The sequence below is a fragment of the Paenibacillus sp. FSL P4-0184 genome (assembly GCF_038004625.1).
In the GTDB taxonomy this organism is placed as follows: Bacteria; Bacillota; Bacilli; order Paenibacillales; family Paenibacillaceae; genus Paenibacillus_AQ.
On record NZ_JBBORN010000001.1, the window covers coordinates 2,374,862 to 2,400,927 of the forward strand.

Here is a 26,066-nt window from a genome sequence, read left to right on the forward strand (position 1 = left end):
GACGATCAGAATGAGAGAAGGCATACATCCAAAGTACAACAAGGTTATTTTCATGGATGCAAGCGTAGGCTTCAAATTCTTGAGTGCATCTACAAAATCATCCAATGAAACAATGGAATGGGAAGATGGTAACACTTATCCTGTTATCCGCGTGGACGCAAGTTCCGCATCCCACCCATTTTACACTGGTAAACAAAGAGATACAGAACAAGGCGGCCGTGTTGACAAGTTCAAACAACGTCTTGCACAAAAGAAATAAGAATCCTTACGGATTAAAAAGGGACAACCCATTTAGAAGCGATCGCTTCAGGGATGTCCCTTTTTTGTGTTCAGACATGTTAGAATGAAATGGAATTGACAAATTTCGATAGTGGCAGGGGAGCGATTAGTAGTGGAAAATGAAATAAAAGTAGATACCGTCCTTAAGAGTGAGGACGTTCAGGAGTTTAACCTATGGTTCAGCTTGAATAGCCGTATTATACTTAGCTCTTTCAGTGTGGTTGCTTATTTTGTGATTTTGCTGTTAATTACTAAGGATTACAGTATTAAAAATATTTCAATCCTTGTTGTGACTGCTGTGATTCTTGCCGCTGTTTTATGGTATATGACCAAATCAAGTTTGACCAAAAAATCTAAAAAAGCCTTCGCAACAGACAGTTTAGCCCAGCAGCCTCAGAGCTATTCCGTATCAGATGAGGGTATAAAGTACGTATCTGAGGCAGGTTCCGGGCAAGTGAAATGGGAAGAGATACATAAAATAGGTGAAACGATGAACCTGTTCGTGTTTTTTGTGTCTTCTAATCGAGCGCTGATTATCCCTAAACGGTACTTTCAGTCGGTACAAGATAAAGATGCATTTAAGGACTTGGCCAGAAAGTATATGTTCTCCCATCGAGTAAAGTTCAAATCGTAAGGTGTACAGATATGCTGGTATTTGTTGATTCATTTGTAGGATTGATTAGGATATAATGATAGGAGCGACTTGAAAAATAGGAGAAATATGGCATGCCGTGGATTCAAGGATATCCGTATTACTTATTAATGGGCAGTGTTCTAAGCCTTTACATGGGCATCAGCTCCTATCGACATCGAAAGTCGGCAGGAAGACGCTATTTATGGATCTTAATGCTGCTGGTCAGCCTCATATTTATTGCAACGGCGGGAGAGATCATGTCATCCTCTTTTCAGGCTAAGCTGTGGTGGAAGAATATGCAGCAGGCTCCGCTTTTTTTAAGTGCGTTATTTACTTATGCTGTCGTTAAAGAATATGTGTCTCCTTCTGAGGAACGCCTACCTGTAAAACTTGCTATTTTCTCGATTCCAATTGCTTTGGACGTACTGCTTATTTTTACGGATACCTATCATCATCTAATGCGTAGTGAAGTGGGCATGGCCACTGTTGCGGGTGTTAGTGGAATTACTGTAAAGCCTACGCTTCTTAGCATGGCTTTTATTGCTTATGATCAGCTATTTGGTCTATATGCGGTCTGCTTGCTAGGTGTTTCCTTAATGAATAGACCGAGAGCTTTTTTGCGACGTGCGTTCTTACTATTTGCCGGGTTACTTGTTCCGGTCGTTTCTGTTTTTTTGCTTCCCTTGTTGAAGATCACGCTTACAGGCTTTACGGCCTTCACTTATCTACCCGCAATTATAGCGGCTTATTTGTGTTTATTTATTGACTCCAAATCTACGATCTATCCTTTAACTAAAATTAAAATCCTGGAGCATATGAAAGACGGCGTAGTTTTGACAGACCGGAATGATAGTATCATTGGTATAAATGAGGCTGCAACCTCCATTTTGTTTGAGATTACCGGGATATCGAATGAGACCTGGATGGGGAAAAATATTGATCTTTTTATGAGGCATCACAAGGACATTGGCGCTCATTATAGTCAAAGGACCGAAGGACAGTTTGAGATTGTATGTACTGGAATAAGAGAGGTTTGTTATGGGGTTTCCTTGATAGCGACTGAACATCAGGCAACAGAGAACAAGGGGATGCTAATTGTTTTTAGTGACCATAGTGAAAAGAAGCGGTATGAACGTGAATTGGTCTATCAAGCAACGATAGATGATTTGACGGGACTTTATAATCGCAGGCACTTTATGCAAATGGTGCAAAATCAAACGATTCCGGACGGACTAGGACTGGCGCTGTTGTTATTTGATATCGATGATTTTAAGTTAATTAATGATACCTATGGTCATTTAGCAGGAGATCAGGCATTAGTTGATTTCTCGAATAAAATACTTCAGGTGTACCAAAACAAAGGCATTGCCGGAAGAGTCGGGGGCGAGGAGTTTGCTGTATGCTTTTTTGCTGAAGATAAACGTGCAGCCTTGATGGAAGCAGAGGATTTTCGCACTACGATGAGTGATTATAAAATAATTTTGAACGAACACGATAGCATTCAGCTTACCGCTAGCATCGGAATTTCTTTTACAGAGCGCAGAGAGGTGACTTTCGAAGATTTATATCGGGAAGCGGATGAAGCGTTATATCGTTCCAAGAATTCGGGCAAGAATAGAGTAACGCTGGGTCGTGAGCCCATTTTAAGAGAAGCGATGAAGGGATAAAGAGGTGTTCTAATGAATCTGACAATTAATGAAGTGATGAGTAAGCTTGAGGAAATGGGTACAGAGCAGACGAAGCGTACCTTCATACGACATGGTGCTAAGGAGCCTTTATTTGGAGTACGGATAGGGGACATGAAGAAGCTGGTAAAGGATATCAAGAAAGACCAAGGTCTAGCTCGCGCTTTGTATCAGACGGGGAATTATGATGCGATGTATTTGGCAGGGCTTACAGTTGACCCCAAGACGCTTACGAAGGAAGAGCTTCAAAGCTGGGTAGTGGCAGCTTACTGCTCTGGAATAGCGGAATATACGGTAGCGTCTGTCGCTGCAGAGAGCCCTTACGCACTAGAACTTGCAAGAGAATGGATTTCTTCATCGGATGAAATGGTGGCCACCTGTGGCTGGAGTACTTATGGCAATTACATTTCAGTTACGCCGGATGATCTGCTAGACATCGCTGAGATCAGAAAGCTACTACAGCAAATACAATCTACCATTCATCAGGAACGGAATCGAGTTCGTTACACGATGAATATGTTTGTAATTATCGCCGCCAGCAGCGTAACCGAACTGCATGATGAGGCGACGCAGATTGCTGCAAGTATTGGAAAGGTCCAGGTACAAATGGGACAAACCGCATGTAAAGTACCGCTGGCTGTAGATTATATTGCTAAGGTTGAACAGGCTGGAAAGCTTGGTGTGAAGAAGAAGACTTGTATTTGTTAGCAGAGTTCTCAGGCTAAAAATAATCAAACAAAAGGCCAGTTCCCGTAATCCGAGAACTGGCCTTTTTTAAATGCTCTTATTGTTGAACGGAATCTACTACGACTTTAGCAGCTGTGCCGATTGGTGGCAGGCTCTTAGTCAGCATAGGGCTGTAGAATCCTATAACTTTTGCGCCTTTTACAAGCTCGCTGCTGTTTACAGCTTTGCCATCGGTATTAATTAGCGCGGTATCTTTGTTAATGCGAAGTACTACTTCTTGTTGTGACTGTTCGTTCAGGCCACTGCCTTTAACGGTGATGCTGAGGTTTCCTTCATTGTCTTTTTTAACTTCTTCAATGGTACCTGCAGTACCCAAAAGATCATTTTGTTTCTGCTCATCTAGAACAGTGATCTTGTAAGTTGGAGTTTGCGGTGGCAGGCTCATGGTCATGATCATGGAATGCTCTGCTTTTACGGTCATACCGATATGAAGATCTTTTAGAGCAAGCTTAGTACCGTCTGCCATTTCGATAGTCGTATCTTCACCTACATTCAGTACGATGCCATCTGTGCCTACACCCTGGATCTGAACGGATTGGTATTTGCCCTCATTATTGACAGCTGTAATCACGCCAGTCTTGGTCATATGCTCTTCCTGATTAGCAGCAGTGATCACGATGGAATCTCCCTTCACTGTCATGTTGTGGTGGATGATTTCACTTACAAAGGAAGCTGGAACGTACAAAATGGAGTCAACCAATTGTGGTGCAGTTCCAAGCGTAGTATTCATTTTATTAATGCTATAGCGATCTTCTCCGGCTTTCACTGTAGTGAAGACAGCACCATTGATAAGATCAACGGATTTAGTTTGTCCATTCCAAGTTAATTCAAAGCCAAGTGCTTCAGTAACCGAACGAAGTGGCACCATAGGCTCTTTGCCATTTGTAGTTTGGAAGCCTGTTTCTTTCAGAGCGGAACCGTTGATTTCAATCGCAAATGTTTTTTGGTTAGCGCTAACGGTAGTTTGAGCAGCATCATTTTTGGCAGAAGTTGTTGTTGGTGCGGCATAGGCTGCTCCTGTTGATAGTGCTAGGGACAAAGTTAAAAGAACTGTACTTGTTTTTAAAATGTTGTTCATAGTTGTGAGCTCCTTTTTAAGTTCATTTGTTAGTGTTGTTATTATCTAGACGGGACATCCCTCAAATATGTTGCAGTTTTTTGCATAAAAAAGAGTAAGAGATCCTTCCGTTTGTAGTAAAATGGAAATATTAACAATCGCTCACATTAGGAGGCGCTATGGAGTCATTCAAAGATCGACTTAGATTCATGAAGGTCCAGCAGGACGGGCTTATTAAGGAATATGAAGCTCTGATCGCGGAATATGAAAGTCACGATCTGGTCAACGAGAATGAACACTTAAAGAAGCAATATGAGAAACATAAGCTTGCTTTAGTGGAGTTAAAGACTCAGGTAGGGAAGCTTCAAGAAGAGAATACAGAGCTAAAAGTTACGCTAACGGAACAAATTTTAGATGAGAAGCTTGGCATTCTTAGTCTGTCCAGACAGAAGCTGCAGACTTATTTTGCCTCTAAAAGCCTTGCCCATACGGACCGGCTGACGGCTTTTGAGATGGACACAAAGCGTCATATTCAGCAGCTGTACCAAACAGCCGCGAGGCAGCTCGGTGAGGATAAAGCGGAGTTATCCAGTCGACTTGGAGCGTTGTCGGCGGAGTTAAATGAGCGTGTACTAGCGCAGCGACAAAAACTGAGGGAATCCGAAATTGCTCTGAATTCCAGAATGGATAACGGATTACATGATTTTGCCTCAGAAGAGATCAGTGAAGAAGTATTGGAACGTCGAAGAAAACAAAATCAGATCGAAATGAAAATTGGACTAGGCTGGATTAACAAGCTTGGGATCTTGTTGCTGATCTTGGCCGTGGGAGCAGCATTCAGATACTCCTATTCCAATTGGTTCACCGGTTATATGAAGGGAGGCGCCTTTTTCCTACTGGGTTTACTGATGTTAGGGGGCGGGGAGTGGCTATACCGGAAAGGAAAAGGGACATTCGCTTTAGGGCTACTTGGCGGCGGGGTTTCAGTGCTGTACGGCTCTATTTTCTATAGCTATTTTTTACTGGATATTATCAGTATTTATGTAGGGCTGTCCTTATCCGTGCTCGTCACTTTGACTGCGGTGCTCCTGTCTTTAAGGTATGAATCACGAAGTATTTGTGCGTTGGGCTTAATCGGAGGGTACCTGCCGCTATATTCTTATCTTGGGGCTTTTGGGCTTTCAGGCAACGCAGTTTATGTGGCAATGGGCTACTTATTTCTTCTGAATTTATTCATTCTACTGATCTCCTTCCGCAAACGCTGGAACGTGGTCAATTACATCAGCTACTTATTTAATACACCCTCCATGCTGATATTAATAGCGTTATCGGATAGCAACGGAATGAATATGATTTATGCGATGCTGACTTTTGCGATGTACTTGGGCATTACGTTATGGTACCCGTTCAAGTATCGCTCCAAGTTGTCTTGGTGGGATTTCTCTCTACTGGGATGCAACACGTTTATTAGCTGTCTTACCTTGTATCTTCTATTTCTGGATGCAGGGCTCAAGGATTACAATGGTGCGCTGGCGCTGCTCTTCTGTCTGCTGTATCTAGGGCTTGGACGAGGGCTTGAAAAGCTGATGCCACAAGAAAAAGAAAGCATGCTGCTGTTCTACGCTACTTCGCTGACCTTTGGTATTCTGATGATTCCGTTCCAATTCGGAGCGGCTTGGTGGTCCATTGGCTGGTTGGTTGAAGGCGTTGTGCTTACCTTGTTTGGTAATCTGAATCGGTTTAAAGGGATGGAAAGGGCAGGCTGGGGTATTTTAACGCTTTGCCTTGCGGTGTTCTTCGGATTAAATGTACCAATGCAGCTCAGTATAGCCAATGAATGGTTGAATTCCGCAGACGTCTATTTTCCGCTAAAATATGTCTTCATTACTGCAGGCATGCTGATCATTGCCGTATGGTACGCCGTTCAGCATAATCGAAAGGATGTCCTACAGCGCAGTGAGCCTTACGAAATCACCTTAGCTCTGTGGTTTAAATATGCGGCATTATTGAATTTCTGGATCTATGGTTTGTATGAATCAAGAAGACTGTATCGTCTGGCTGTACCGGAGGATTTCTCGCATAGAACCTTCTATAATTTGCTGCTGTCCGCTCTGTTAACTATTGTTCTGGCCTATGTTTTGCCAAAGGTAAGGGTGCTTTATGACACGATTGTTAAGTATTTTGTAAGACTTCTCTTTGGGATCGGCTACGCTATTTGTTTGGTGATTACAGTAGGCTTGCCAAGTCTGCAGAATGATCTTTCACGTAATACCGGGGCTGATTATATCGCACTGGGTATACTCATTATCTTCAATATTTTCGTGTGGTTTAGTGGACGTGATCTGCTGATCACTTTGCTTAAACGTGAGTATAAAAGTATGGAAATCTATCCTGTCTTCATGGGAGTGTATCTACTCGGAATCATCACCGCTTTTCTAGGGGTACAGCTGCAATTAAGCGATGCGGGATTAATATTTAGTCTTGTGTATCTGTTGATAGCAGTTCTGTTCATCATGTACGGCTTCCGCAAAAGATATGTGTATATCCGGCGCTTCGGTCTTGGATTAACGCTTCTGGCGACAGGTAAGCTGCTGCTATACGATCTTGGACTACTGAATACCGGAAGTAAAATTATCGCTTATGCCAGCTTTGGGATTTGCCTGCTCGGGATCTCCTATCTCTATCAAAAGGTGTCAAACAAAATGGAGGAGGGGCAGGCAGCGACGGAGAATGTGACTAAGGGGTAATTTACAATGTGAATCATGGGAAGGAAGACAGGGATGTATCAGACTTATATTTTCGATCTGTACGGTACACTGATTGATATTGAGACCGATGAGGAGCAATCTGAGGTATGGGAAAGGTTGGCTCTCCATTTCGGATATCAGGGACTCTCTATATCAGGTGGTGAACTGCAAGGACGGTTTTTGCGGGAGCGGGATCTTCAACTTGGTGAAGCCGCACGGAGCTGCGAGTATCCGGATTTCGTAATGGAGGAAGTGTTTCGGTCTGTGGCCCGTCAATTAGGTGGAGAACCGGATCAAGCGTGGTTATATGAAACCGTGAGGTGGCTACGGACGTTATCGATGCTTCATATCTCTCTATATGAGGGTGTGACTGAAATTCTACAAACGTTAAGAGAACGTGGCAAAAAAGTATTCTTGCTCTCCAACGGGCAGAAGACATTTATTGAGGCAGAGTTAACTATGCTCGGAATCATACATCTATTTGATGGCATTGCGATCTCTTCGGAAGCAGGGGTGAGCAAGCCTGATCCGCTATTTTATCGCTATTTAGTTGAAAGGTACGGAGCGGATTTGAGCTCAGCCATTATGATTGGAAATGATCCTCGTACGGATATTGAGGGGGCTCTGAAGGCAGGGATTGATTCCTGTTACATTCACACGGCTTCTTCACCGTCCGATATGGTTGTGAAGAGTACGTATTCTATACGGGATGGTGGTTTGCGGCAAATCCCAGGTTGGAACTCATAGTTGAATTAAAAAGTCCCCGTCCCCGGCTTCTTACTCACCGGTTACGGGGACTTCGTATGATCACAACGCCGTTTGTTTGTTATTGATTAAATTACGCCTTCAGCCAACATAGCATCGGCTACTTTTTTGAATCCAGCGATGTTCGCTCCTGCAACGAGGTTACCGGACTGTCCATACTGCTCGGATGCATCTACAGACTGTTGATAGATGGAAACCATGATCTCATGCAGTTTCGTATCAACTTCTTCAAAGCTCCAGGACATACGCATGCTGTTTTGGGCCATTTCAAGCGCAGATACAGCTACGCCGCCAGCATTAGCAGCTTTGGCAGGTGCGAATAGCACGCCAGCTTGTTGGAACTGGTGAATAGCTTCAAGGGTGGATGGCATGTTAGCACCTTCGCCTACTGCTTTAACACCATTCTCAATCAGTTTCAATGCCATGGCTTCATCAATCTCATTCTGAGTAGCACTCGGAAGGGCGATATCACAAGGAATAGTCCAAATTTGCGTGGAATCTTCGGTATACACAGCGTTAGGGTGTTCATTCACATATTCACTTATCCGTTTTCTTTCGACTTCTTTCAGGCGGCGGACAGTTTCGAGGTTAATGCCGTTTTCGTCATAGATATATCCAGCGGAGTCACTACAAGCTACGACTGTTGCACCTAGCTGTACAGCTTTTTCAATCGCATAGATCGCTACGTTACCAGAACCGGAAACAACAACGCGACTTCCTTCAAAGGAAAGGCCTTTTGCTTTCAGCATCTCGTTTACGAAATAAACTGTACCGTAACCAGTAGCTTCTGTCCGAGCCTGACTTCCGCCGTAACCAATACCTTTACCAGTCAATACGCCAGCCGGATATCCTCCGCGGATCCGCTTGTATTGTCCGTACATGTAGCCAATCTCACGCCCACCTACACCGATATCTCCTGCAGGAACGTCTTGGTCAGGACCGATGTAATTTTGCAATTCAGTCATGAAGCTTTGTGCAAAACGCATGATTTCGCCTTCGGATTTTCCTTTAGGATCAAAGTCGGATCCACCTTTACCTCCGCCGATGTGTTGGCCGGTAAGAGCGTTTTTGAAGATTTGCTCGAAGCCGAGGAATTTGATAATACTAGCATTAACGGATGGGTGAAAACGAAGTCCACCTTTGTAAGGTCCAATGGCACTGCTGAACTGTACACGATATCCACGGTTAACTCTGACCTTGCCTTGATCATCTGTCCAAGGAACACGGAACATAATCAAACGTTCTGGCTCAACCAATCTTTCCAGAATGGCATTTTCCTGATACTTAGGTTCAGCAGCCAGGATTGGAAGCAAAGATTCAAGGATTTCCTTTACAGCCTGATGGAATTCGGGCTCGAAAGGATTACGCGCAACAACCTGTGCGTATACGTCTTCGATATAACGATGTGCCTTGTTGCTGTTTGTGTCTACTTGCTGGGAAGATACAGAGCTCATGAATTCAACCGCCTTTTCTAGTATTCAATTTGGTCCAACACTTTTTTTATATTTTGGCACAAGTCAATGTTCCTCACAACTGTTTTTATTAAATAACTTACCTGAAGTGGAATGTTGCAGAGCCTGTGATAGCAAGAAAAGTGTGAACAAACCGCGGTATACTTCGCGTAATGACGCGTTAAAGCGCGAAATATGCTACAATGGATTTGTAATAATTGTAGGGAGATGAAATATTAAAAATGAGTGACAAATTAAACGAGCAGGAATTAGTAACCGTATTATCTGCCAAAACCAAAGTAGATCCTAAATTAATTCGTTTAGTATTGAAGCATGAACAGACCTTTATCAATAACGCCAAGGCCAATGCCAAAGGCGAGGTAGACATCGACAATGATGATCTGGTTGACTATGTTGTTGCCCAGCGTGATGTGAAGCTGGATGAAATCACAGTGGAGACGATTCTTGATGCGGAGATGGATTACTTAATGGATAAAGGGTTGGCAGGATACATCGATTAACCCTTGCACATTTCCGGCTCTAAAGCCTTTAATATAGAGGATATTGAGCCGGAATGAAAAAAGTAGGCATTTACATTGCATTCAATGATTTAGTGTGGTACAATGAAGTTAATCATAAATTTAACCCTTAATTCACATATTGTAAAAGGTTATCATTTGTGCGTATGAGTCCTTTTCCAATGTGTGAATTTTTATTTGTTCGTACACTACGTAGGAATAAAAGGACATGTGTTAAATAAAATATTGGAGGTAATATCATGCAAACAGGTACAGTTAAATGGTTTAATGCAGACAAAGGATTTGGTTTTATCGAGGTTGAAGGTGGAAGCGACGTATTCGTACACTTCTCCGCAATCACAGGCGACGGATTTAAATCTTTGGACGAAGGCCAACGCGTTGAGTTCAACGTAACTCAAGGCGCTCGTGGACCACAAGCCGAAAACGTTGTAAAACTGTAATTCGAAAATTAGGCTGCCCTTAACACAAGTTGAGGGCAGCTTTTTTATTTTTCATCTTATGAATCTGCCCCTAATAGGGTGGCGAAATCGTCTCGATTCGATCCAAGGAGGGGTACTTATGTATTTTCGTAAAAAAGCACTGGAGGATCTTCCGCAGGAAGACACAGCCATTTGGTCTTGTACCAAGGAAGGTTGCACCGGTTGGATGCGCGATAACTTTGCATTTCAGTACGTACCTACCTGCTGGCAATGTAACTCTCCCATGACGAGAAGTATGAAGATACTGCCAATGCTTGTGAACACGAATTCGGATATGAAGGCTATGAAGAAAGGCATCACGATTAAGTAACAGCCTTTACTAAAACCATGCTAGAGATGGTTAAATAGAAGCAGCTAACATACTCAAACAGCTGGACCCTTGATGGTGGGCAGCTGTTTTTTTGTTGGAGTATTTTATTTCTGTTCGAGCAATTTCTCCCACTCGGTTAAGATGATATTCTCTGAGAGATGCTTCAAATGTTCAGGAACCTCTACATGGCACATCAATTCCAGGCTGTTGCCGTCCGGGTCGTTGAAGTACACAGAAGCATTCCCTTGATAAGCTCGAATAAAAGGCTCAACCGAAGTCCGATTACGGAACGGAACAGCGTCTACCCCAATGGATTCCAGCCATTCCAGTGATTGCTTCAGATCCTCATAAGTTACGCGGAAGGCAAGATGCCGTAAAGATGGGTGGTATGGCGTTTCTACTTCCTTTCCTTCCCAAATGCCGATCCAACTCCGACCTTCCTCAATCCAGAAGAATGCAGTTTCCTCATCCCGCCAGGCCATTTTTAATCCCAATTTCTCATAAAATTCGATAGATACCTCAAGATTACTTACTGGTAAATGTGCTTCGTATAGTCCTTTTATCATATTCTCGTCTCCTCGTGCAGGCTTATCCTGAATTTTATCAATAACTACCAGGTTCTTCCATGTATTAGTTCCCATTCTTTCCAGGGTACCATTCCTAGCTCAGGTCTGGGTGAATCAGGCAGTACAGCTAGGAACTCTAAGGAATGACCATCTGGATCACTGAAATACACGGATACGGCTGGCATCCAGCCAAATACATACAATTGTCCCTTATCATCATCGAGGAAGTTGGAGGCTTCAATCCCCTTGGCCTTCAGGTAGGATACTGACTGCTTCAAATCCTCAAGCGTTACTTGAAAAGCAAAGTGCTGACGCACAACCTCGGAAGGTGCCTTCTCCCAAATCCCCAGCATGGCCTGATTACGATCTTCTCCAATCCAGTAAAATCGCCGCTTGCGGCCTTCAGTATTCTCCGAATGTGCTAAGGGGAGTCCCAGAACATGTTCATAGAAATGAGCAGATTGTTCAAGGTTAGTCACGTTCAGATGGGTTTCAAACAGTCCTTTGATCATAGGGCGGCACCTGCCGGGCTATTGATTTTGCGGGCTAAATTTAGGAATGATTCTAAGACTAGGCGAATGCGATCTTCAATTTCTTGACCGCCCTCGTACCCGTCGTATTCAACCTCGAACCGCTTGCGCTGTATCCCGCCGATGGAGATCCAGTCTGGCGTATTAATCCCATGTAGATTGCGTACAACCGCCTGCAATTGAAGCAATGAGCTTACACCTACAGCTCCACCTGCAGAGCTAGCAGACAATACCACTTTGCCGTTGAAGTGCGTCTGGCCTAGATGGTCGAGAGCATTTTTCATCACGCCGCTCATGGAACCGTGGTATTCCGGGGTAATCAGGATGATTGCGTTCGCAGTTAGCATCTCTTGATGGAGGGCGCTTAGATGCTCATGCTCCGCGTAAGACTCATCTGGTGAATAAAAGGGCAACGGGCGTTTATGGAGATTAAACAGGGTGACTTGTTCGCCTTGCTGATTAATAAAATGTGCGGCATGCTCTGCCAACTTTGTGCTGGTCGCTTCTTTTCGATTGCTGCCTGTCAGGATCATGACTTTCATCTGTATCCACTCCTATAAGGTCGATTGCTATAAACCAATGATAGCTGAATCGACATTTGTTGACGTCAGCACATGGAATGAACCTGCATAATAAAAACGCTCAGCAATTGTGCTGAGCGTCTAAGACTATAGTTGTAGATGAGCTGTGGCGCTATGAGTTGTAGCCGTTTTTCAATGCAAAAATGGCAGCTTGAGTCCGATCCGATAAGTTCAGCTTTCCCAGTACATGACTGACATGTGTCTTAACAGTCTTCTCGGTGATGACCAGCTTACTGGCAATCTCTTTGTTGCTCATACCTAGTGCAATGAGGTCTAACACTTCCTGCTCTCGCGGAGTAAGAAGCTCAGATCCGGTGATTGTAACCGATGTAGTACTGGATCCATTCAGATCTGAGTTGCTAACATCCAGTTGTTCTGGTGTAGAAGCTGCCATTAGATTCATCAGTTGACTGGCAGCTGCGGAATGCAGCTCAACTTGACCACTGTGTACCTTGCGGATGGCGACTACCAGCGCTTCTGGTTCTATGTCTTTTAGCAAATATCCTTTGATCCCTACGCGGATAGCAGGGAGTACATGATCCTGATCTGAAAAGGAGGTCAACACAATGATTTTGACCTGTGGATGGGAGATTCGTAGCTGTTTAGCCGTCTCGATGCCATCCATAACGGGCATGTGCAAATCCATTAATATGATATCCGGCTGGAGCTCAGCCGTTCTCTCTAGTGCCTCGCGGCCGTTCGATGCTTCTCCGATAACCTTGATGTCCGGTTGTGTCGAGAGAAACACTTGTAGCCCTCGTCGAACCATTGCATGGTCGTCGACCAGTAATAAACCTATTGTCATTTGTGATCACCCGACTTCATGTGGATTGGAGGGGCAAAGGGATGGTTACCTCAACCGTTGTGCCTTGGTGCTCCTCACTGTGGATATGAATATGGCCGTAGAGCGCCTCGGCTCTTTCCTTCATAATATGCAGGCCGAGAGATTCATTGGTGTCTGTGTTACAGCGCCGTTTGGCACCGCCCTTGCCCTGATCGGCAATGCTCAGTATCACCTCGGTAGCGTTCAAAAGTAGAGATACTTTAGCTTTAGAAGCTCCGGAGTGCTTAAGTACATTATTAAGTGCTTCTTGACCAATGCGCAGCAGTCCTTCTTCCACATTGCGGGAAAGTTCGAGTACACCGCTGCGCTCTGTCTGTATCAACAGCCCTAGTTGCTGACCATGAGCCTGCAGCGCGGTCAATAACCCGGCTTCCAGTCCTGCAGGACGAAGCTGCATGATTAAAGCACGCATTTCTTTGAGTGCAGATTGAGAGAGCTCTTGAATATCGCGGACAGCCTCAGCAGCCGGATGGGAGGAGGTGTGCTCTTGCTGCAGCATGCTTTCTACACCTTTGGCCGTCATCGAGAGGGAGAACAGAATCTGGTTCACCGAGTCGTGGAGGTCACGGGCCAGTCGATTCCGCTCGTCCATACGCGCGATTTCGCGGCGCTTCTCTCCGAGCTGTACACTTTCCAGTGTAGCTGAAATGTGCTCGGCAATCGCTTCGAGTACTTCTCCATCTGCGGTTGCGGAGGCGAGTGCTTTAGGCGAGGTGATGAGTAGAATGGCTGAACCATGTGCAGTAATCTGCCGAAAGGGAACGGCAAGCATTACAACTCGCTCTGTAACGGGCTGTTCGGAACAGCATGAGTTCGTAATTTCCTGTTCTTCGTCAGAGGTTAATGTTGCGAAGCGCTGTCCTTTTGCAATATCCCTTAGACGATTCTTAAAGGAATCCGAGAGCTCAAAAGGAGCTAATTCAGGTGTTATATTAGCTGCATGAGCGGCTGCATGTACTTCGAATTTGCCCGCGTGTTGTCCAATAATCGCTGCAAAAGGCCAATCGAAATATTGGCCAATCAGGGCGGTGGTTTTCTCCACCAGAATGCTTGGGGAGATGCATTCACTAGCCGTTATATTCAAAGCAGCGCTGAACTCCCCTAATTTGGCGTACAGATTGGCACGGCGCTGTTCGGTGCTATATAACTGCATGCGTTCAATGGCACTGCCAATTTGCAGGGCCACGGATTGTAGCAGAGCCAGCTCACTGTCGGGGTAATGTGCTTTGCCTGGTGCAGCTACATTCATAATTCCTAGGTAGCGATCGCCTGAATGCAGTGGGATAGTGGCGTGGTGGGTGATCCCCAACGTATCGCCCCAGTTATATTGCCTGGCATTACTCAGCCGCTTGCAGTTTAGAATGTTAACAGCATGCTCTAGCCGTCCATCCCATAGGCGTTCTAAGCACCAGCAGCTTCCACACTGCATCGGCTGTTTATTGTCCCGTTGCAGCGCTGGCGGTAAACCCCGATCTGCGGCGAATTCATACTCCATATTCTCTTCGCTCAGGAAGATCCAGCCTGCCGTATTTCCTGTTAGATCTAACAGCTTGCCCATAACTGTATCGAGCATCGGTTTGAGCTCATTGGAACTGTTTAAGGTCTCCGCAATCGTCTTGAGCGTCAATAACTCGTGGATTCCGGTTTCTTCCGGCATGAGGTTCTCCCCTTTAGATTAATTAGGTTCTATCTATTGTAACGTAGAATGCTTCATTCATTCTAATATTTATGTAATCATGAAGCGCTAAAAAAGGTGGACCCTTAAGATCTGGTATGACCTTAGAGAACCACCTAAATAAATTGGTTAATTTACAGCTGCAGGGGTAGTGGAAGGCGTGCTGTGTTCTACATCATCGTGCTGAATCAGTCCATGTTTCTCCCAAGCTCGACTCTTCCAGCGGAAATACATAATGACAGCTCTTGTCCACTCATCAGCCGCAGTGGCAATCCACACACCGGCTAATCCTAGGTTAAGCTGGAATACCAGAAAATAGCCAAGGGGTAAGCTCATGCAGACCATGGAGATCAGTCCCATATATACTGGAAACTTCGCATCGCCCGAGGCGCGTAGTGAGTTAATGATGACCAAATTAGTTGTACGCCCGGTCTCTAGGAAGAAACTAAGCAGTATAACCTGAGCCCCCATCAGAATAATGTTCTCGTTGTCTGTGAAGAGGCCGAATAGCGGTACCCGGAAGACGATCACAAGAACATCTATTACTACTGTGACCAGAAGTGCCCACTTCACACTGGTGAATACACGCTTATAGGCCTCCTTGGGGCGTCTAGCTCCCACCAGATGTCCTACGATAATGGAGGTTCCCATGGAGACGGCTACACTGAATAAATAAATATAATTGGAAATGTTGAGCGCATATTGACGAGTGGCCATAGCCTCGGCGCCCAGATAGGTAATATACAGCGTGAATACGAGCTGACAAGATTGATAAATAATCGATTCAAACGCGGACGGGATGCCGATTTTGAGAATTTGCTGCACATATTTTTTGGAAAGATGAATGTAGTAGGTTAACTTCACCCTTACCTCCATCACTCTGTAGAGCAGTAAGAAGAAAATAATAAGACAGATAAACCGACTGACAACCGTTGAGATAGCTGCACCTTCGACACCTAACGCCGGAAGTCCAAAATGACCATAGATGAGTAAGTAGTTACCCACCACGTGAATGATGTTCATTAGCAAGGATACGACCATCGTCTGTTTAGTGAAACCGTGTGTACGGATTGTGGTCGCCATAGCATTGATTAATGCTTGGAGAAAAATACCGCCCCCGACAATATGTATATAAGATTTAGCGTAAACGAGAATATCCCCTTTTACATTCAGGGCAGTTAGTAGAGTCCCTCCGAATATCAGCAAAAACGTACTTAGGAGAATTCCTACTAACAGGTTTAGAGTAATGGCATTGCCGGTCACTTGAGCGGCTTCCAGAGGTTTTTTCGAACCGAGGTATTGGGAGATCACAATCGCTGCGCCGTTACCAATTACACTGAGAACTAAAATAGCCATCGCGATAATCTGATTCGCTGCGCCAACACCCGATACGGCATCGTCCGATACAGAGCTGATCATAAAAGTATCCACACTGCCCATGAGCATAAATAGGAACAGTTCCAGGAATATCGGCCAAGTTAGTTTTACAAGGTTAAATTCTTGGTGATTATTGTGCTTCATTGTACACCTTCTTACATCATGATTAAATTCCTGTTATTCCATAAACAAACTGTAATGTTAGCACAGCTTTCATGAAAATGCAGTACTTTTACAAAAATATGACAATAGGTTATTAATGTTTGCAAAGATAAAGCTGGCAGCAGCACATTAGTATCCTCCAGGTAACTACATTACAATAAAGTGCCTACTTCCCTTAAAGGATGTAAGGATCTACAATTTGTACATGACTTACTAAAATATATTAACAAGGAGTGCAAATAAATATGAAATTGCAATTAGCATTGGATCTAGTGGACATTGCGGGAGCGAAAGCGATTGTCTCAGAGGTTGCTGAATATATAGATATCGTTGAAATTGGAACGCCTATCGTTATTAATGAAGGCTTGCATGCGGTGAAAGCAATAAAGGAAGCTTTTCCTGCTTTGACAGTATTGGCTGATTTGAAAATCATGGATGCTGGCGGATATGAAGTGATGAAGGCGGTAGAGGCGGGTGCTGATATCGTTACTGTGCTTGGTGTATCTGATGATGCTACCATTCGAGGTGCGGTGGAGGAAGCTAAGAAGACGAATAAAGAGGTTCTGGTTGACCTGATCAATGTGAAGGATATCAAAGCAAGAGCGGCTGAAGTGGACGCACTTGGTGTAGACTATATCTGCGTACATTCTGGATATGACCATCAGGCGGAAGGGAAAAATTCTTTTGCAGATTTGAATGCAATTAAAAGTGTGGTTAAACAGGCTAAAACCGCTATCGCTGGGGGAATCAAGCTAAGTACGCTTCCGGAAGTTATCGCAGCGAATCCTGATCTTGTTATCGTTGGCGGAGGCATTACGGGTGAGGCTGATCAAAAGGCCGCAGCGGCTGAGATGAAACGTCTAGTTAACCAGGCTTAAGATTACAATGGACATATTGAAATATGCGCAGCAAATTATAGAGGAGCTTCAGTGCTCCATTTCTCAGCTTGATCATCAAGAGGCTGAACGAATGGCTGAACTGCTTCTTCAGTCGAATAAGGTATTTGTGGCCGGGGCTGGTAGATCAGGATTGATGGGACGAGCTTTTGCAATGCGACTCATGCATGTCGGTAAAGAAGCGTACGTCGTGGGAGAAACGGTAACCCCGGGTATTGAGCCTGGTGATGTGCTTGTGCTCGGTTCGGGTTCAGGAGAGACGAAGGGGCTGATCTCTATGGCAGAGAAGGCCAAAGGAGTAGGTGCAGAGGTTATTGCCGTTACGATTGCGCCGGACTCGACCGTCGGACGTTTAGCGAGCTATGTAGTGAAGCTGCCGGGATCTACAAAAGATCAGACCAGCGGAGGCTACAGCACGATTCAGCCAATGGCTTCTTTATTCGAACAGACGATGTTAGTCTTTTACGATGCAGTGATTCTGCGGATGATGGAGAAGACGGGGCAGACGACTAAGCAGATGTTCGGCAAGCATGCTAATTTAGAGTGAGAGTACAGAAACGAATGCCTTCCTAGTAAGGAGGTTATTCGTTTTTGTGTTAGTATGACAACAGGAGAGAGGAGGCGCTTTAGTTATGGCAACCGAGATTAAAGATCGCATCAACTTGAAGGAAATTAACTGCGAGAAGGAACTGACGCTTGCGGTGATTGGAGGCAAATGGAAGCTGATAATCCTGTGGCATCTTGGGCTTGAAGGGACAAAGCGGTTCAGTGAGCTGAAGAAGCTAATTCCTCATATCACGCAAAAAATGTTGACCAATCAGCTTCGAGAGCTTGAAGAAGATCAGTTGGTTCTTCGGAAAGTGTATGCCGAGGTTCCTCCGAAAGTAGAGTATTCTCTGACTTCATATGGACAGAGTCTGCTTCCCGTCCTTCGATTGATGTATGATTGGGGTAAGAATTACGGGGAAAACGTGATCTGGAAAGACACACCGCCGGAAGAAAGATGCTGATCGAATAGATTTTGAACATTAATAATCCCTGAGAGGTCTGAATCGACCTTTTCAGGGATTTTTTGTATTCAATATGGAGTGACGTGAATTACGATTTAGGCTTTTTGTTCGAACAGCTTGGCGATCTCGACGATTACGTTTACCGCTTTTTCCATGTTGTCAGCAGAGGCGTATTCGAATTTGCCGTGGAAATTTTCGCCCCCCGTGAAAATATTAGGTGTAGGTAACCCCATGTAGGAAAGCTGTGAGCCATCTGTTCCCCCGCGAATCGGACGGATGATCGGCGTGATGTTCAGATTCTCCATCGCCTCATGGGCAATATCGACAATATGACGCACCGGTTCGATTTTTTCGCGCATGTTGTAATATTGGTCTTTCATTTCAAGCACGATGTTCTCTTCACCATGGATGCTCTTGAATTCATCTACGATGGCAGAAAGAAAGGCTTTACGTGCCTCGAATTTCTCGCGGTCGAAGTCACGAATGATATATTGAAGCTTGCTGAATTCCGGTGTGCCTTCTATGGAGCTAAGGTGGTAGAAGCCATCATAACCGTCTGTGAATTCTGGAGCTTCCTCAGCAGGGAGTCTAAGGTGGAGCGCCATAGCGATTTTTGCGGAATGAATCATTTTTCCTTTGGCAGTACCAGGATGTACATTGACGCCGTAAACCGAGATTTTGGCTGATGCAGCATTAAAGCTTTCATACTCTAGTTCACCGAGTGGGCCTCCGTCCACAGTGTAAGCATAGGAAGCATTAAAAGCAGCTACGTCAAATTTATGAGGTCCGCGGCCAATTTCTTCATCCGGTGTGAAGGCGACTCTAATCTTGCCATGCTTGATTTCAGGATGCTGAAGAAGGTAATTCATAGCTGTCATAATCTCGGCAATACCGGCTTTATTGTCTGCGCCAAGCAGGGTGGTACCATCGGTTGTAATTAATGTATGGCCTTTATATTCTGCCAGCTCTGGGAAGCTCGCTTTAGACAATACAACATTTAATTCTTTGTTCAAAAGAATATCTTTGCCATCGTAGTTCTCCACGATCTGTGGCTTTACATTTGTTCCTGTGAAATCAGTTGCTGTATCGAGATGCGCCAAAAAACCAATGGTCGGAACATCCTTCTCCGTATTGGCTGGGAGTGTAGCCATGACATACCCATGCTCGTCCACCTGCACTTCATCCATGCCGATCTCCTTGAGCTCTTCGACCAGCTTGTGGGCCAGCACCATCTGCCCCGGAGTGGACGGACAAGTTTCATTAACCTCGTTCGATTGGGTATCCATTTGAGCATACGAAATAAACCGTTCTATAACCTCTTTTTTCACTGTGGGTCATCTCCTCATTACTGTTGTATCTATATAGTATCACTTTCCATATCCGGTCTCATCCCTGAGGAGGAAGATTAAGAGTTAAGATTAGCTTTAATGAGGCGATATTTCTTGCTTCACTAGCTTCGCTGAAAGTAAATACCGGTCCGGTGCTGATCCCACGTATGAAAAAGGATAACAGGTGATCAAGGTAAGAATAGCCTTATCGCTTAGTTTTATTGCGCCGCGTTCATTCCCGTCTACAATCGTGCTGCCTGTCACTTCATAGGTGAACGTACCGTCCATGCTTTCCAGTTCGATCAGATCTCCTGCGACAAGTTCTCCTAGATTTCGGAATACGGTATCACGGTGTCCAGCAAGCACGCTATTACCGATGGCGCCGATGGCTGCGCTACCTATATAGTGTCCTGCTCCTTTTTTTAATTCAGGGCTTTCCGTACCCTCCAGAATAGCCACCTTCTTATTTAAGGTGGGGAAGCGGATTTCTCCAATCACTTCACCCTCTTTATAGGAGGGGGAAGAAGATGGTTGTTCTTTTGGAGAACTGACCATTCCCTTGGGGAGAGGGTTCTCTTCATTTGAAAGGGGGCGGGCGATAGCTTCCTCCCTCTTTTTTGCCCAATCATTTAGGGCCTGCTTGGCCTCGATGGGTGCTTTGACGACTTGGACGATCGAATAAATCAGCACAACTAAAGAGAGTATGAAGATTAGCTTCACGGTTAATAAAACACCATTACGCTTCTTCATACTCTCTCCTCCAGACTTATATTACTAAATGTTATTCTTTCTTCGATTTCAATCTGCGCATGATGATCACGCTGAGTACCGCAATAGCTAAGCTGGCCAGAATTAAGTTATACCAAGGCTCGGCGGTATTTGGAAGCTCGTTGCCTGTCTCTGGTGCTCCCAAAGGAATGTCGCCGTCAGGTAAGGCTACCTCATCGCTTGGCTGAGGTGTTGCACTGGTGGTTTGACTACCAGCACCTGGTGACGCTGCAGGTGTAGGCTCATTACTGCTTCCGCCCATTGGAATCGGTTCTTCAGTAACGCTTATTTCATCGACTGCAGGCGGTGAAGCCGTAGGTGAAAGCGATGGTGTTGCTGTTGCAATTGGTGGCACTGACTGACCTGGTGTTACGACAGCTGTAGGTGAAGCAGTAGTCGTTGGTGAATCCGTAGGTGTTTCAGTAGGTGTTGTAGTAGGTTCAGTTGTTGCTGTTGCTGTTGCTGTTGCTGTTGCTGTTGCTGTTGCTGTTGCTGTTGCTGTTGCTGTTGCTGTTGCCGTTGCTGTAGGTGATGGATCAGGTGTAGGTGCAACCGTCGCTGTTGGCGTAGGCGTTGAAGTAGGCTCGGTGGTTGGACCTGGTTCTCCGGAAGCGGAGAATTCAAAAGCTACGGTCGTGGCCTTCCCTTGATATTCGTTGCCGGCTTCCCATGGGAAGGTTACATCCATTTGAATTACACTCTTCTCTCCTCCAGCAAGTGAACCGATGGTTACTCTGCCAGCAGCCTCACTCATCACTCCCGAATAGATGATTACTCCCTCTTTTTCGAGTGTCATTTGGAGAATATTGTACAACTCTACGTCTCCAGAGATGAATTTAAAGTCCACAAAGTAATCAAAGCCTTCTGTGCCATCATTAATAATCGTGTACTCTGAGCTCATTTCGTCACCGGGCTTCATATTGTTCATGGTGGCTGTGCTCGTGGTATGAGAATTCACAGTAAGCTTAATGGTATCCTGAGCGCTTACCCCTCCAGCGTGCCATATTACTCCTACCAGAATAATCAGAACGTAAGCAGCTATGAAGACCGAATGGTATTTCTTCTTCACTTTCTTTGCTCCTTTCTCCTGAGCCCATTGTAGCTGTTGAAAAACAAAATCTGCGGGCTTCCGGCAAAATCCTCCGTTTTAAACGATTATTCCATTCTACATTGTCGAAATAAGTGGTATTGTAAAGTACCACTCTTTCATTTGTGGGCGGAATCTTTCTGAATGAACGGAGAAAGAGGGCATAGCCAAAATACAAATCGTTCGTTATAGCGAATATATAAAGTATAATCAAAATGATATCCAAAGAAAAATGATGTATTACAACTAATTAGATCATATTTGCTTAAATAATAAGTATATGGTCTATTTATCTGTTGATTTCTCTCTATATCTCTTTATTTTTATGTTTTTTAATATCTTAGTAGTGTTTTATTAAGAACGGTTTCGAAAACAAAACAAAAAAGGCAAGACGCATATCTGAAACGGGAGAATTCCCGATACTCAGATAACGTCCTGCCTTGTTAAGACTGCAATCTTACAGTTCTTTCATAGCCTCAGCTACAATTTCATAGGAACGAAGACGAGCTTCATGATCATAAATCCCTGCGGAGATAATCAATTCATCTGCTTGTGTCTCTTTCAGAATGTCTTGAAGTCGTTCTTTAATCGCTGCTTTATCGCCAGAGAAAGAATAACGCTGCTTATCGAGCATGATTGCTTTTTCTTGTACCGTCCATAGCCCATCCATACTCTCAACGGGTGGTTGTAACTTGCCTGTACGCCCGCGGATGATATTGAGGAACTGCTGCTGCTGCGAGGTAGCTAGCTTTCTTGCCTCATCTACGGTATCGGCTGCTGTAACCCCTAGTCCGACCATAACATAAGGTTTGTCTAGTACTTCTGATGGACGGAAATTACTGTGGTATATGTGCAGCGCCTGAAGTAAATACTCAGGTGCAAAATGGCTGGCAAAGGCAAAAGGCAACCCTAGCTTGGCTGCTAGCTCAGCACTAAAGCCGCTGGAGCCTAAGAGCCAGATGGGAACATTTAAGCCTTCCCCAGGAACCGCGCGTACTCCAGCTGGGCGCGATCCTGCTCCTGCAGGGTCGAAGTAAGCTCTTAGCTCACTTAGCTGCTCAGGGAATTCACTGCCATCGCTTCCGAGCCCGCGACGCAGCGCACGGGAAGCTGGTTGATCAGATCCGGGTGCTCTGCCCAGTCCAAGATCGATCCGTCCCGGATATAGAGATTCGAGAGTCCCGAACTGTTCGGCAATAACAAGTGGTGCGTGGTTGGATAGCATAATGCCACCAGAGCCAACACGTATGCTTTGGGTGCCACCAGCAATATGTCCGATCAAGAGTGAGGTAGCAGAGCTGGCAACTCCGATCATATTATGATGTTCAGCGAACCAATACCGATGATAGCCCCACTTCTCAGCGTTCCGAGCTAAATCTAGAGAGTTATGAAAAGAGTCTGCCGCGGTCCCTCCTTCCACAATAGAAGCCAGGTCCAGTACGGAGAATCGAATGTCACGAGGTTGTTTCAATGTTATCCCTCCTATAATAAATGCTCTATGCTCATAGAGCAGTATTTGTAGCTACGAATATCGCTACTCGGATAGTATACCATGTAATAAAACTATATACACACTTTAAGTAAGTTGTTTATCTTCCGAGTGAAGAAAGAGGAGGAAAGATGAATTTTTAAAATTATGTAAGCGCTTCAAAAATTCTATTGTTATTTCCAATCGGGCTTGCTATAATCACATCGAAAAGTTCCCTAAAAAAGGAAGTTATCATTATGAAGCCAACCATAAGAGATGTTGCCAGAATGGCCGAGGTGTCGATTAGCACAGTGTCACGTGTTATGAATGCACCGAATTCGGTAGTGGAGAGCAAACGGAATCGAGTGATGGAGGCTGTAGAACGATTGCGGTATCAACCTAATTCATTTGCACGTGGTTTGATTTACAAGAAGTCCTTTACACTGGGCCTGCTTATTCCGGATATTGAGAACCTGTATTTCGCAGGGGTGATTCGGGGGATGCAGGATGCTTGTATCAAGCTTGGGTATAGTCTAATGATCTGCAATACGGACCGCGACAAAGAACGACTACTGTCCTATATTGATAACTTCCATGAGAAGCAGGTGGATGGAATTGTATTCGCCAGTGATTTTCTTTACCCTGAGTATCATGACAAATTGGTCGGTTGTAGAATTCCATTTGTGCTAGTGTCCTCGCATTCCGATGAGTTCGACATTCCAAGTGTGGAGGTGGATGATGAAGCGGCTGCCTATGATGCGGTAAAGTTCCTGATTGATTTAGGTCATAAAGACATTGGTATGATTGGTTTTAACCATGATAATTCCGTATCAGGACCACCACGCTATGAGGGATTTGTAAGAGCACTAACAGAGTCAGGGCTACAGCAGAATATTGTGAAGAGCAAATATGCCAGTCACCGGTTTGAACATGCTTATCAAGCTGCGCACGAACTATTTACGGATTACCCTGAGCTAACTGCTGTTTTCTGTGTTGCTGATGAATTCGCGATGGGGACGATTTCTTATCTGAAGGATCGTAATATTCTTGTTCCGGGTCAGGTATCCGTGATTGGGTTTGATAATCTAAGGATGTCGGGTATGTTCATCCCGAAGCTAACTACGATTGCACAGCCAATTTACGAGTTAGGGTATCGTGCGGCCGAGAAGCTGCATGAATTGCTTACAACAGGTGAAGTGCAGGTATTGAATGAGAAGATGGAGCATAAGCTGATTGTGCGGGAATCCACACGAGAAAAATAGGGGTAGTTCACTTCTGTACCACCCTCTGAAAAGCTTTTCAGAATTCAGCGCTCGTCTTAAGCAACATTTGAATATTTGCTTAGACAATAAAAATAATTTTTACCAAAACATTTCAAATACAGATTGGAAACGCTTACTTTATGTGATACTATAACAAATGTAAGCGCTACAATTAATTGGAATTTGTGATTGGATTCTTTTTTAGTATAGATCCTTAGATTCTGAAAAGCTTTGCAAGGAGGTGATCTGCTACAAGCTGCTTATACATGCCAGGGTACCGGATGATTGAGTCAGAAGCAATCTCTAAAACCATTAAAGGGGATGTACAAAAGATGAAGAAAACCTCAGGACGTAAAAAGTCATTGGCTTTAGTACTGTGTTTATCCTTCACTATGATGCTGAGCGCATGCGGCGGAGGCAATAACAACAATGCAGCGCCTACAGATCCACCTGCGGCGACTACCAGCCCAACAGCAGATAACACTGAGAAAGCTACAACTGCTCCTAGCACCGAGCCATCGGGATCTCCGCTAGAGCTAGCCATGAAGGGCGACTATAAAGGAACTAAAGTAACGATGTTCGGCCCCTTCGTAGATGCTGACCAAGTGAAATTTGAGAATAGTATTAAAGAGTTTGAAGAAAAGACAGGAATTGATATTCAATACGAGGGCTCAAAAGAGTTCGAAGCTACGATAAACATTCGAGTAGACGGTGGAAATGCTCCGGATATCGCTGATTTCCCGCAGCCGGGACTGCTAGCCTCGATTGCTAAGACTGGCAAGGTTATCGATTTAACTAACGTGCTGGATCAAGCCAAATTGACGGCTAATTACAACAAGAGCTGGCTTGATATGTCTAATATGGACGGGAAAGACGGCAAGATCATGGCGGGGATCTGGAACCGCAGTAACGTAAAGAGCTTGGTCTGGTATCCAAAAAAGCAATTTGATGAAGCAGGCTACAAGGTTCCTGAGACATGGGATGAGATGATGGCTCTGACAGAACAAATTGCGAAAGACGGTGATCCTGCTTGGGCTATTGGAATCGAGAGTGGTGCTGCAACAGGCTGGCCGGCAACAGACTGGGTAGAAAATATAATGCTGCGCACAACTACACCTGAGAACTACGATAAATGGGTAAAAGGTGAGCTGCCATTTACCTCTCCAGAAGTGAAGAATGCAGTTGAAACCATGTCCAAAATTTGGCTCAACAAGGATTATGTCTATGGTGGTGCAAAATCCATCGTGACGACATCGTTCGGGGATGCACCAGCACCAATGTTCAATAATCCTCCTAAAGCATGGTTTAATATGCTCGGCAACTTTATTACAAGCTTCTTCCCTGAAACCGCAAAGGTTGATGTAGATTATGATTGGTTCTACCTGCCGCCTATTGACCCTCAATATGGTAAACCAGTACTAGTTGCTGGCGATATTTACGCGATGTTCAACGATCGTCCTGAAGTTCGTGCAGTTATGGAATTCTTTACTACAGGAGAATCCATTAAGAGCTGGGTACAATCGGGCGGTGTAATTGCTCCAATGAACGATGCTTCCCTGGATTGGTACACCTCAGAATCCGATCGCCGGATGGCGAAGCTGGTTCAGGATGCTTCCACGCTGCGCTTTGATGGCTCTGACCTGATGCCGGGCAAAGTGGGCGCAGGTACCTTCTGGAAGGGCATGACCGACTACGTAAGTGGTACTGCGACGCTGGATCAGGCGTTGGAACAAATCCAGTCTGGCTGGAACAACTAACCTAATATTGAAAGCACACAGTTAAAAGAGGGGCAGCGAGATTTGAAGGTTCTCTGCCCCTC

At 44.8% G+C, this 26,066-nt stretch carries 26 protein-coding genes; 14 read left to right on the forward strand and 12 right to left on the reverse strand.

Going from position 1 to position 26,066, the window contains the following annotated elements:
- The first annotated feature begins 10 nt into the window (after positions 1–10).
- From MKY52_RS10280 to MKY52_RS10295, 4 genes are all read left to right on the forward strand, one after another.
- Positions 11–259, forward strand: coding sequence for a type B 50S ribosomal protein L31 (locus MKY52_RS10280; RefSeq protein ID WP_042131530.1), 249 nt, complete (start codon positions 11–13; stop codon positions 257–259).
- Positions 260–391: 132 nt separating this feature from the next.
- Complete coding sequence (locus MKY52_RS10285; protein ID WP_341051215.1) at positions 392–913, forward strand: YcxB family protein; 522 nt, start codon at positions 392–394, stop codon at positions 911–913.
- A gap of 92 nt (positions 914–1,005) precedes the next feature.
- Complete coding sequence (locus MKY52_RS10290; protein WP_341051217.1) at positions 1,006–2,580, forward strand: sensor domain-containing diguanylate cyclase; 1,575 nt, start codon at positions 1,006–1,008, stop codon at positions 2,578–2,580.
- Between the two features lie 18 nt (positions 2,581–2,598).
- Positions 2,599–3,306 (forward strand): DNA alkylation repair protein, encoded by a 708-nt coding sequence (locus tag MKY52_RS10295; protein ID WP_081382694.1) that lies wholly within the window; start codon positions 2,599–2,601, stop codon positions 3,304–3,306.
- 76 nt (positions 3,307–3,382) lie between these two features.
- On the opposite strand, the gene MKY52_RS10300 is transcribed toward MKY52_RS10295, so the two are convergent.
- The gene (locus tag MKY52_RS10300) at positions 3,383–4,423 is read right to left on the reverse strand and encodes a copper amine oxidase N-terminal domain-containing protein (RefSeq protein WP_341051219.1); all 1,041 of its coding nucleotides are present in this window, start codon (positions 4,421–4,423) and stop codon (positions 3,383–3,385) included.
- A gap of 158 nt (positions 4,424–4,581) precedes the next feature.
- Here MKY52_RS10300 and MKY52_RS10305 point away from each other — a divergent pair, with 158 nt between their 5' ends.
- Both MKY52_RS10305 and MKY52_RS10310 read left to right on the forward strand, forming a co-directional pair.
- Complete coding sequence (locus tag MKY52_RS10305) at positions 4,582–7,149, forward strand: DUF2339 domain-containing protein (protein ID WP_341051220.1); 2,568 nt, start codon at positions 4,582–4,584, stop codon at positions 7,147–7,149.
- 33 nt (positions 7,150–7,182) lie between these two features.
- The gene (locus MKY52_RS10310) at positions 7,183–7,896 is read left to right on the forward strand and encodes an HAD family hydrolase (protein WP_341051221.1); all 714 of its coding nucleotides are present in this window, start codon (positions 7,183–7,185) and stop codon (positions 7,894–7,896) included.
- Positions 7,897–7,982: 86 nt separating this feature from the next.
- Here the strand turns inward: MKY52_RS10310 and gdhA are convergent, their stop codons facing one another.
- On the reverse strand, positions 7,983–9,368 hold the full coding sequence (gdhA, locus tag MKY52_RS10315) for an NADP-specific glutamate dehydrogenase (RefSeq protein WP_341051223.1): 1,386 nt from the start codon (positions 9,366–9,368) through the stop codon (positions 7,983–7,985).
- Between the two features lie 239 nt (positions 9,369–9,607).
- On the opposite strand from gdhA, the gene MKY52_RS10320 reads away from it, so the two are divergent.
- From MKY52_RS10320 to MKY52_RS10330, 3 genes are all read left to right on the forward strand, one after another.
- Complete coding sequence (locus tag MKY52_RS10320) at positions 9,608–9,886, forward strand: hypothetical protein (RefSeq protein WP_060626091.1); 279 nt, start codon at positions 9,608–9,610, stop codon at positions 9,884–9,886.
- Positions 9,887–10,143: 257 nt separating this feature from the next.
- Positions 10,144–10,344, forward strand: coding sequence for a cold-shock protein (locus tag MKY52_RS10325; RefSeq protein ID WP_019914790.1), 201 nt, complete (start codon positions 10,144–10,146; stop codon positions 10,342–10,344).
- Between the two features lie 118 nt (positions 10,345–10,462).
- Entirely contained in the window at positions 10,463–10,693 is a 231-nt protein-coding gene (locus tag MKY52_RS10330) for a cold-shock protein (protein WP_042131520.1), read from the forward strand.
- A 104-nt stretch (positions 10,694–10,797) separates the two neighbouring features.
- Here the strand turns inward: MKY52_RS10330 and MKY52_RS10335 are convergent, their stop codons facing one another.
- The 6 genes from MKY52_RS10335 to MKY52_RS10360 form a co-directional block, all read right to left on the reverse strand.
- Complete coding sequence (locus MKY52_RS10335) at positions 10,798–11,259, reverse strand: VOC family protein (RefSeq protein ID WP_341051225.1); 462 nt, start codon at positions 11,257–11,259, stop codon at positions 10,798–10,800.
- Positions 11,260–11,303: 44 nt separating this feature from the next.
- Positions 11,304–11,771: a VOC family protein gene (locus MKY52_RS10340; protein WP_341051226.1), complete on the reverse strand. Its 468-nt coding sequence runs from the start codon at positions 11,769–11,771 to the stop codon at positions 11,304–11,306.
- On the reverse strand, positions 11,768–12,331 hold the full coding sequence (locus MKY52_RS10345) for an NADPH-dependent FMN reductase (protein WP_341051228.1): 564 nt from the start codon (positions 12,329–12,331) through the stop codon (positions 11,768–11,770). Before MKY52_RS10345 ends, MKY52_RS10340 begins: the two co-directional genes overlap by 4 nt.
- Positions 12,332–12,482: 151 nt before the next feature.
- Positions 12,483–13,175, reverse strand: coding sequence for a response regulator transcription factor (locus tag MKY52_RS10350; protein WP_341051230.1), 693 nt, complete (start codon positions 13,173–13,175; stop codon positions 12,483–12,485).
- A gap of 16 nt (positions 13,176–13,191) precedes the next feature.
- Positions 13,192–14,871: a GAF domain-containing sensor histidine kinase gene (locus tag MKY52_RS10355; RefSeq protein WP_341051232.1), complete on the reverse strand. Its 1,680-nt coding sequence runs from the start codon at positions 14,869–14,871 to the stop codon at positions 13,192–13,194.
- A gap of 147 nt (positions 14,872–15,018) precedes the next feature.
- Positions 15,019–16,410 carry an MATE family efflux transporter gene (locus MKY52_RS10360; protein WP_341051234.1) on the reverse strand — a complete coding sequence of 464 codons (1,392 nt, stop codon included), beginning with the start codon at positions 16,408–16,410 and terminating at the stop codon, positions 15,019–15,021.
- A 263-nt stretch (positions 16,411–16,673) separates the two neighbouring features.
- Here MKY52_RS10360 and hxlA point away from each other — a divergent pair, with 263 nt between their 5' ends.
- The 3 genes from hxlA to MKY52_RS10375 all read left to right on the forward strand — a co-directional run bounded on the left by hxlA (position 16,674) and on the right by MKY52_RS10375 (position 18,334).
- Positions 16,674–17,306, forward strand: coding sequence for a 3-hexulose-6-phosphate synthase (hxlA, locus tag MKY52_RS10365; RefSeq protein ID WP_149645433.1), 633 nt, complete (start codon positions 16,674–16,676; stop codon positions 17,304–17,306).
- 7 nt (positions 17,307–17,313) lie between these two features.
- The gene (hxlB, locus tag MKY52_RS10370) at positions 17,314–17,871 is read left to right on the forward strand and encodes a 6-phospho-3-hexuloisomerase (protein WP_341051237.1); all 558 of its coding nucleotides are present in this window, start codon (positions 17,314–17,316) and stop codon (positions 17,869–17,871) included.
- Between the two features lie 85 nt (positions 17,872–17,956).
- The gene (locus MKY52_RS10375; protein ID WP_036682121.1) at positions 17,957–18,334 is read left to right on the forward strand and encodes a winged helix-turn-helix transcriptional regulator; all 378 of its coding nucleotides are present in this window, start codon (positions 17,957–17,959) and stop codon (positions 18,332–18,334) included.
- A 95-nt stretch (positions 18,335–18,429) separates the two neighbouring features.
- Here MKY52_RS10375 and pepT read toward each other — a convergent pair whose 3' ends face one another.
- The 4 genes from pepT to MKY52_RS10395 form a co-directional block, all read right to left on the reverse strand.
- Entirely contained in the window at positions 18,430–19,662 is a 1,233-nt protein-coding gene (gene pepT, locus MKY52_RS10380; RefSeq protein ID WP_341051239.1) for a peptidase T, read from the reverse strand.
- 96 nt (positions 19,663–19,758) lie between these two features.
- The gene (locus MKY52_RS10385; protein ID WP_341051240.1) at positions 19,759–20,412 is read right to left on the reverse strand and encodes a sortase; all 654 of its coding nucleotides are present in this window, start codon (positions 20,410–20,412) and stop codon (positions 19,759–19,761) included.
- Between the two features lie 31 nt (positions 20,413–20,443).
- Positions 20,444–21,499, reverse strand: a complete 1,056-nt coding sequence (locus tag MKY52_RS10390; RefSeq protein WP_341051242.1) for a hypothetical protein — start codon at positions 21,497–21,499, stop codon at positions 20,444–20,446.
- A 475-nt stretch (positions 21,500–21,974) separates the two neighbouring features.
- Positions 21,975–22,988 carry an LLM class flavin-dependent oxidoreductase gene (locus tag MKY52_RS10395; protein ID WP_339267762.1) on the reverse strand — a complete coding sequence of 338 codons (1,014 nt, stop codon included), beginning with the start codon at positions 22,986–22,988 and terminating at the stop codon, positions 21,975–21,977.
- 254 nt (positions 22,989–23,242) lie between these two features.
- On the opposite strand from MKY52_RS10395, the gene MKY52_RS10400 reads away from it, so the two are divergent.
- Together MKY52_RS10400 and MKY52_RS10405 are read left to right on the forward strand one after the other, a co-directional pair.
- A complete protein-coding gene (locus MKY52_RS10400) occupies positions 23,243–24,247 on the forward strand; it encodes a LacI family DNA-binding transcriptional regulator (protein ID WP_076297981.1) in 1,005 nt (334 codons plus the stop codon).
- 332 nt (positions 24,248–24,579) lie between these two features.
- A complete protein-coding gene (locus tag MKY52_RS10405; protein ID WP_076285069.1) occupies positions 24,580–26,004 on the forward strand; it encodes an ABC transporter substrate-binding protein in 1,425 nt (474 codons plus the stop codon).
- Positions 26,005–26,066 lie beyond the last annotated feature (62 nt).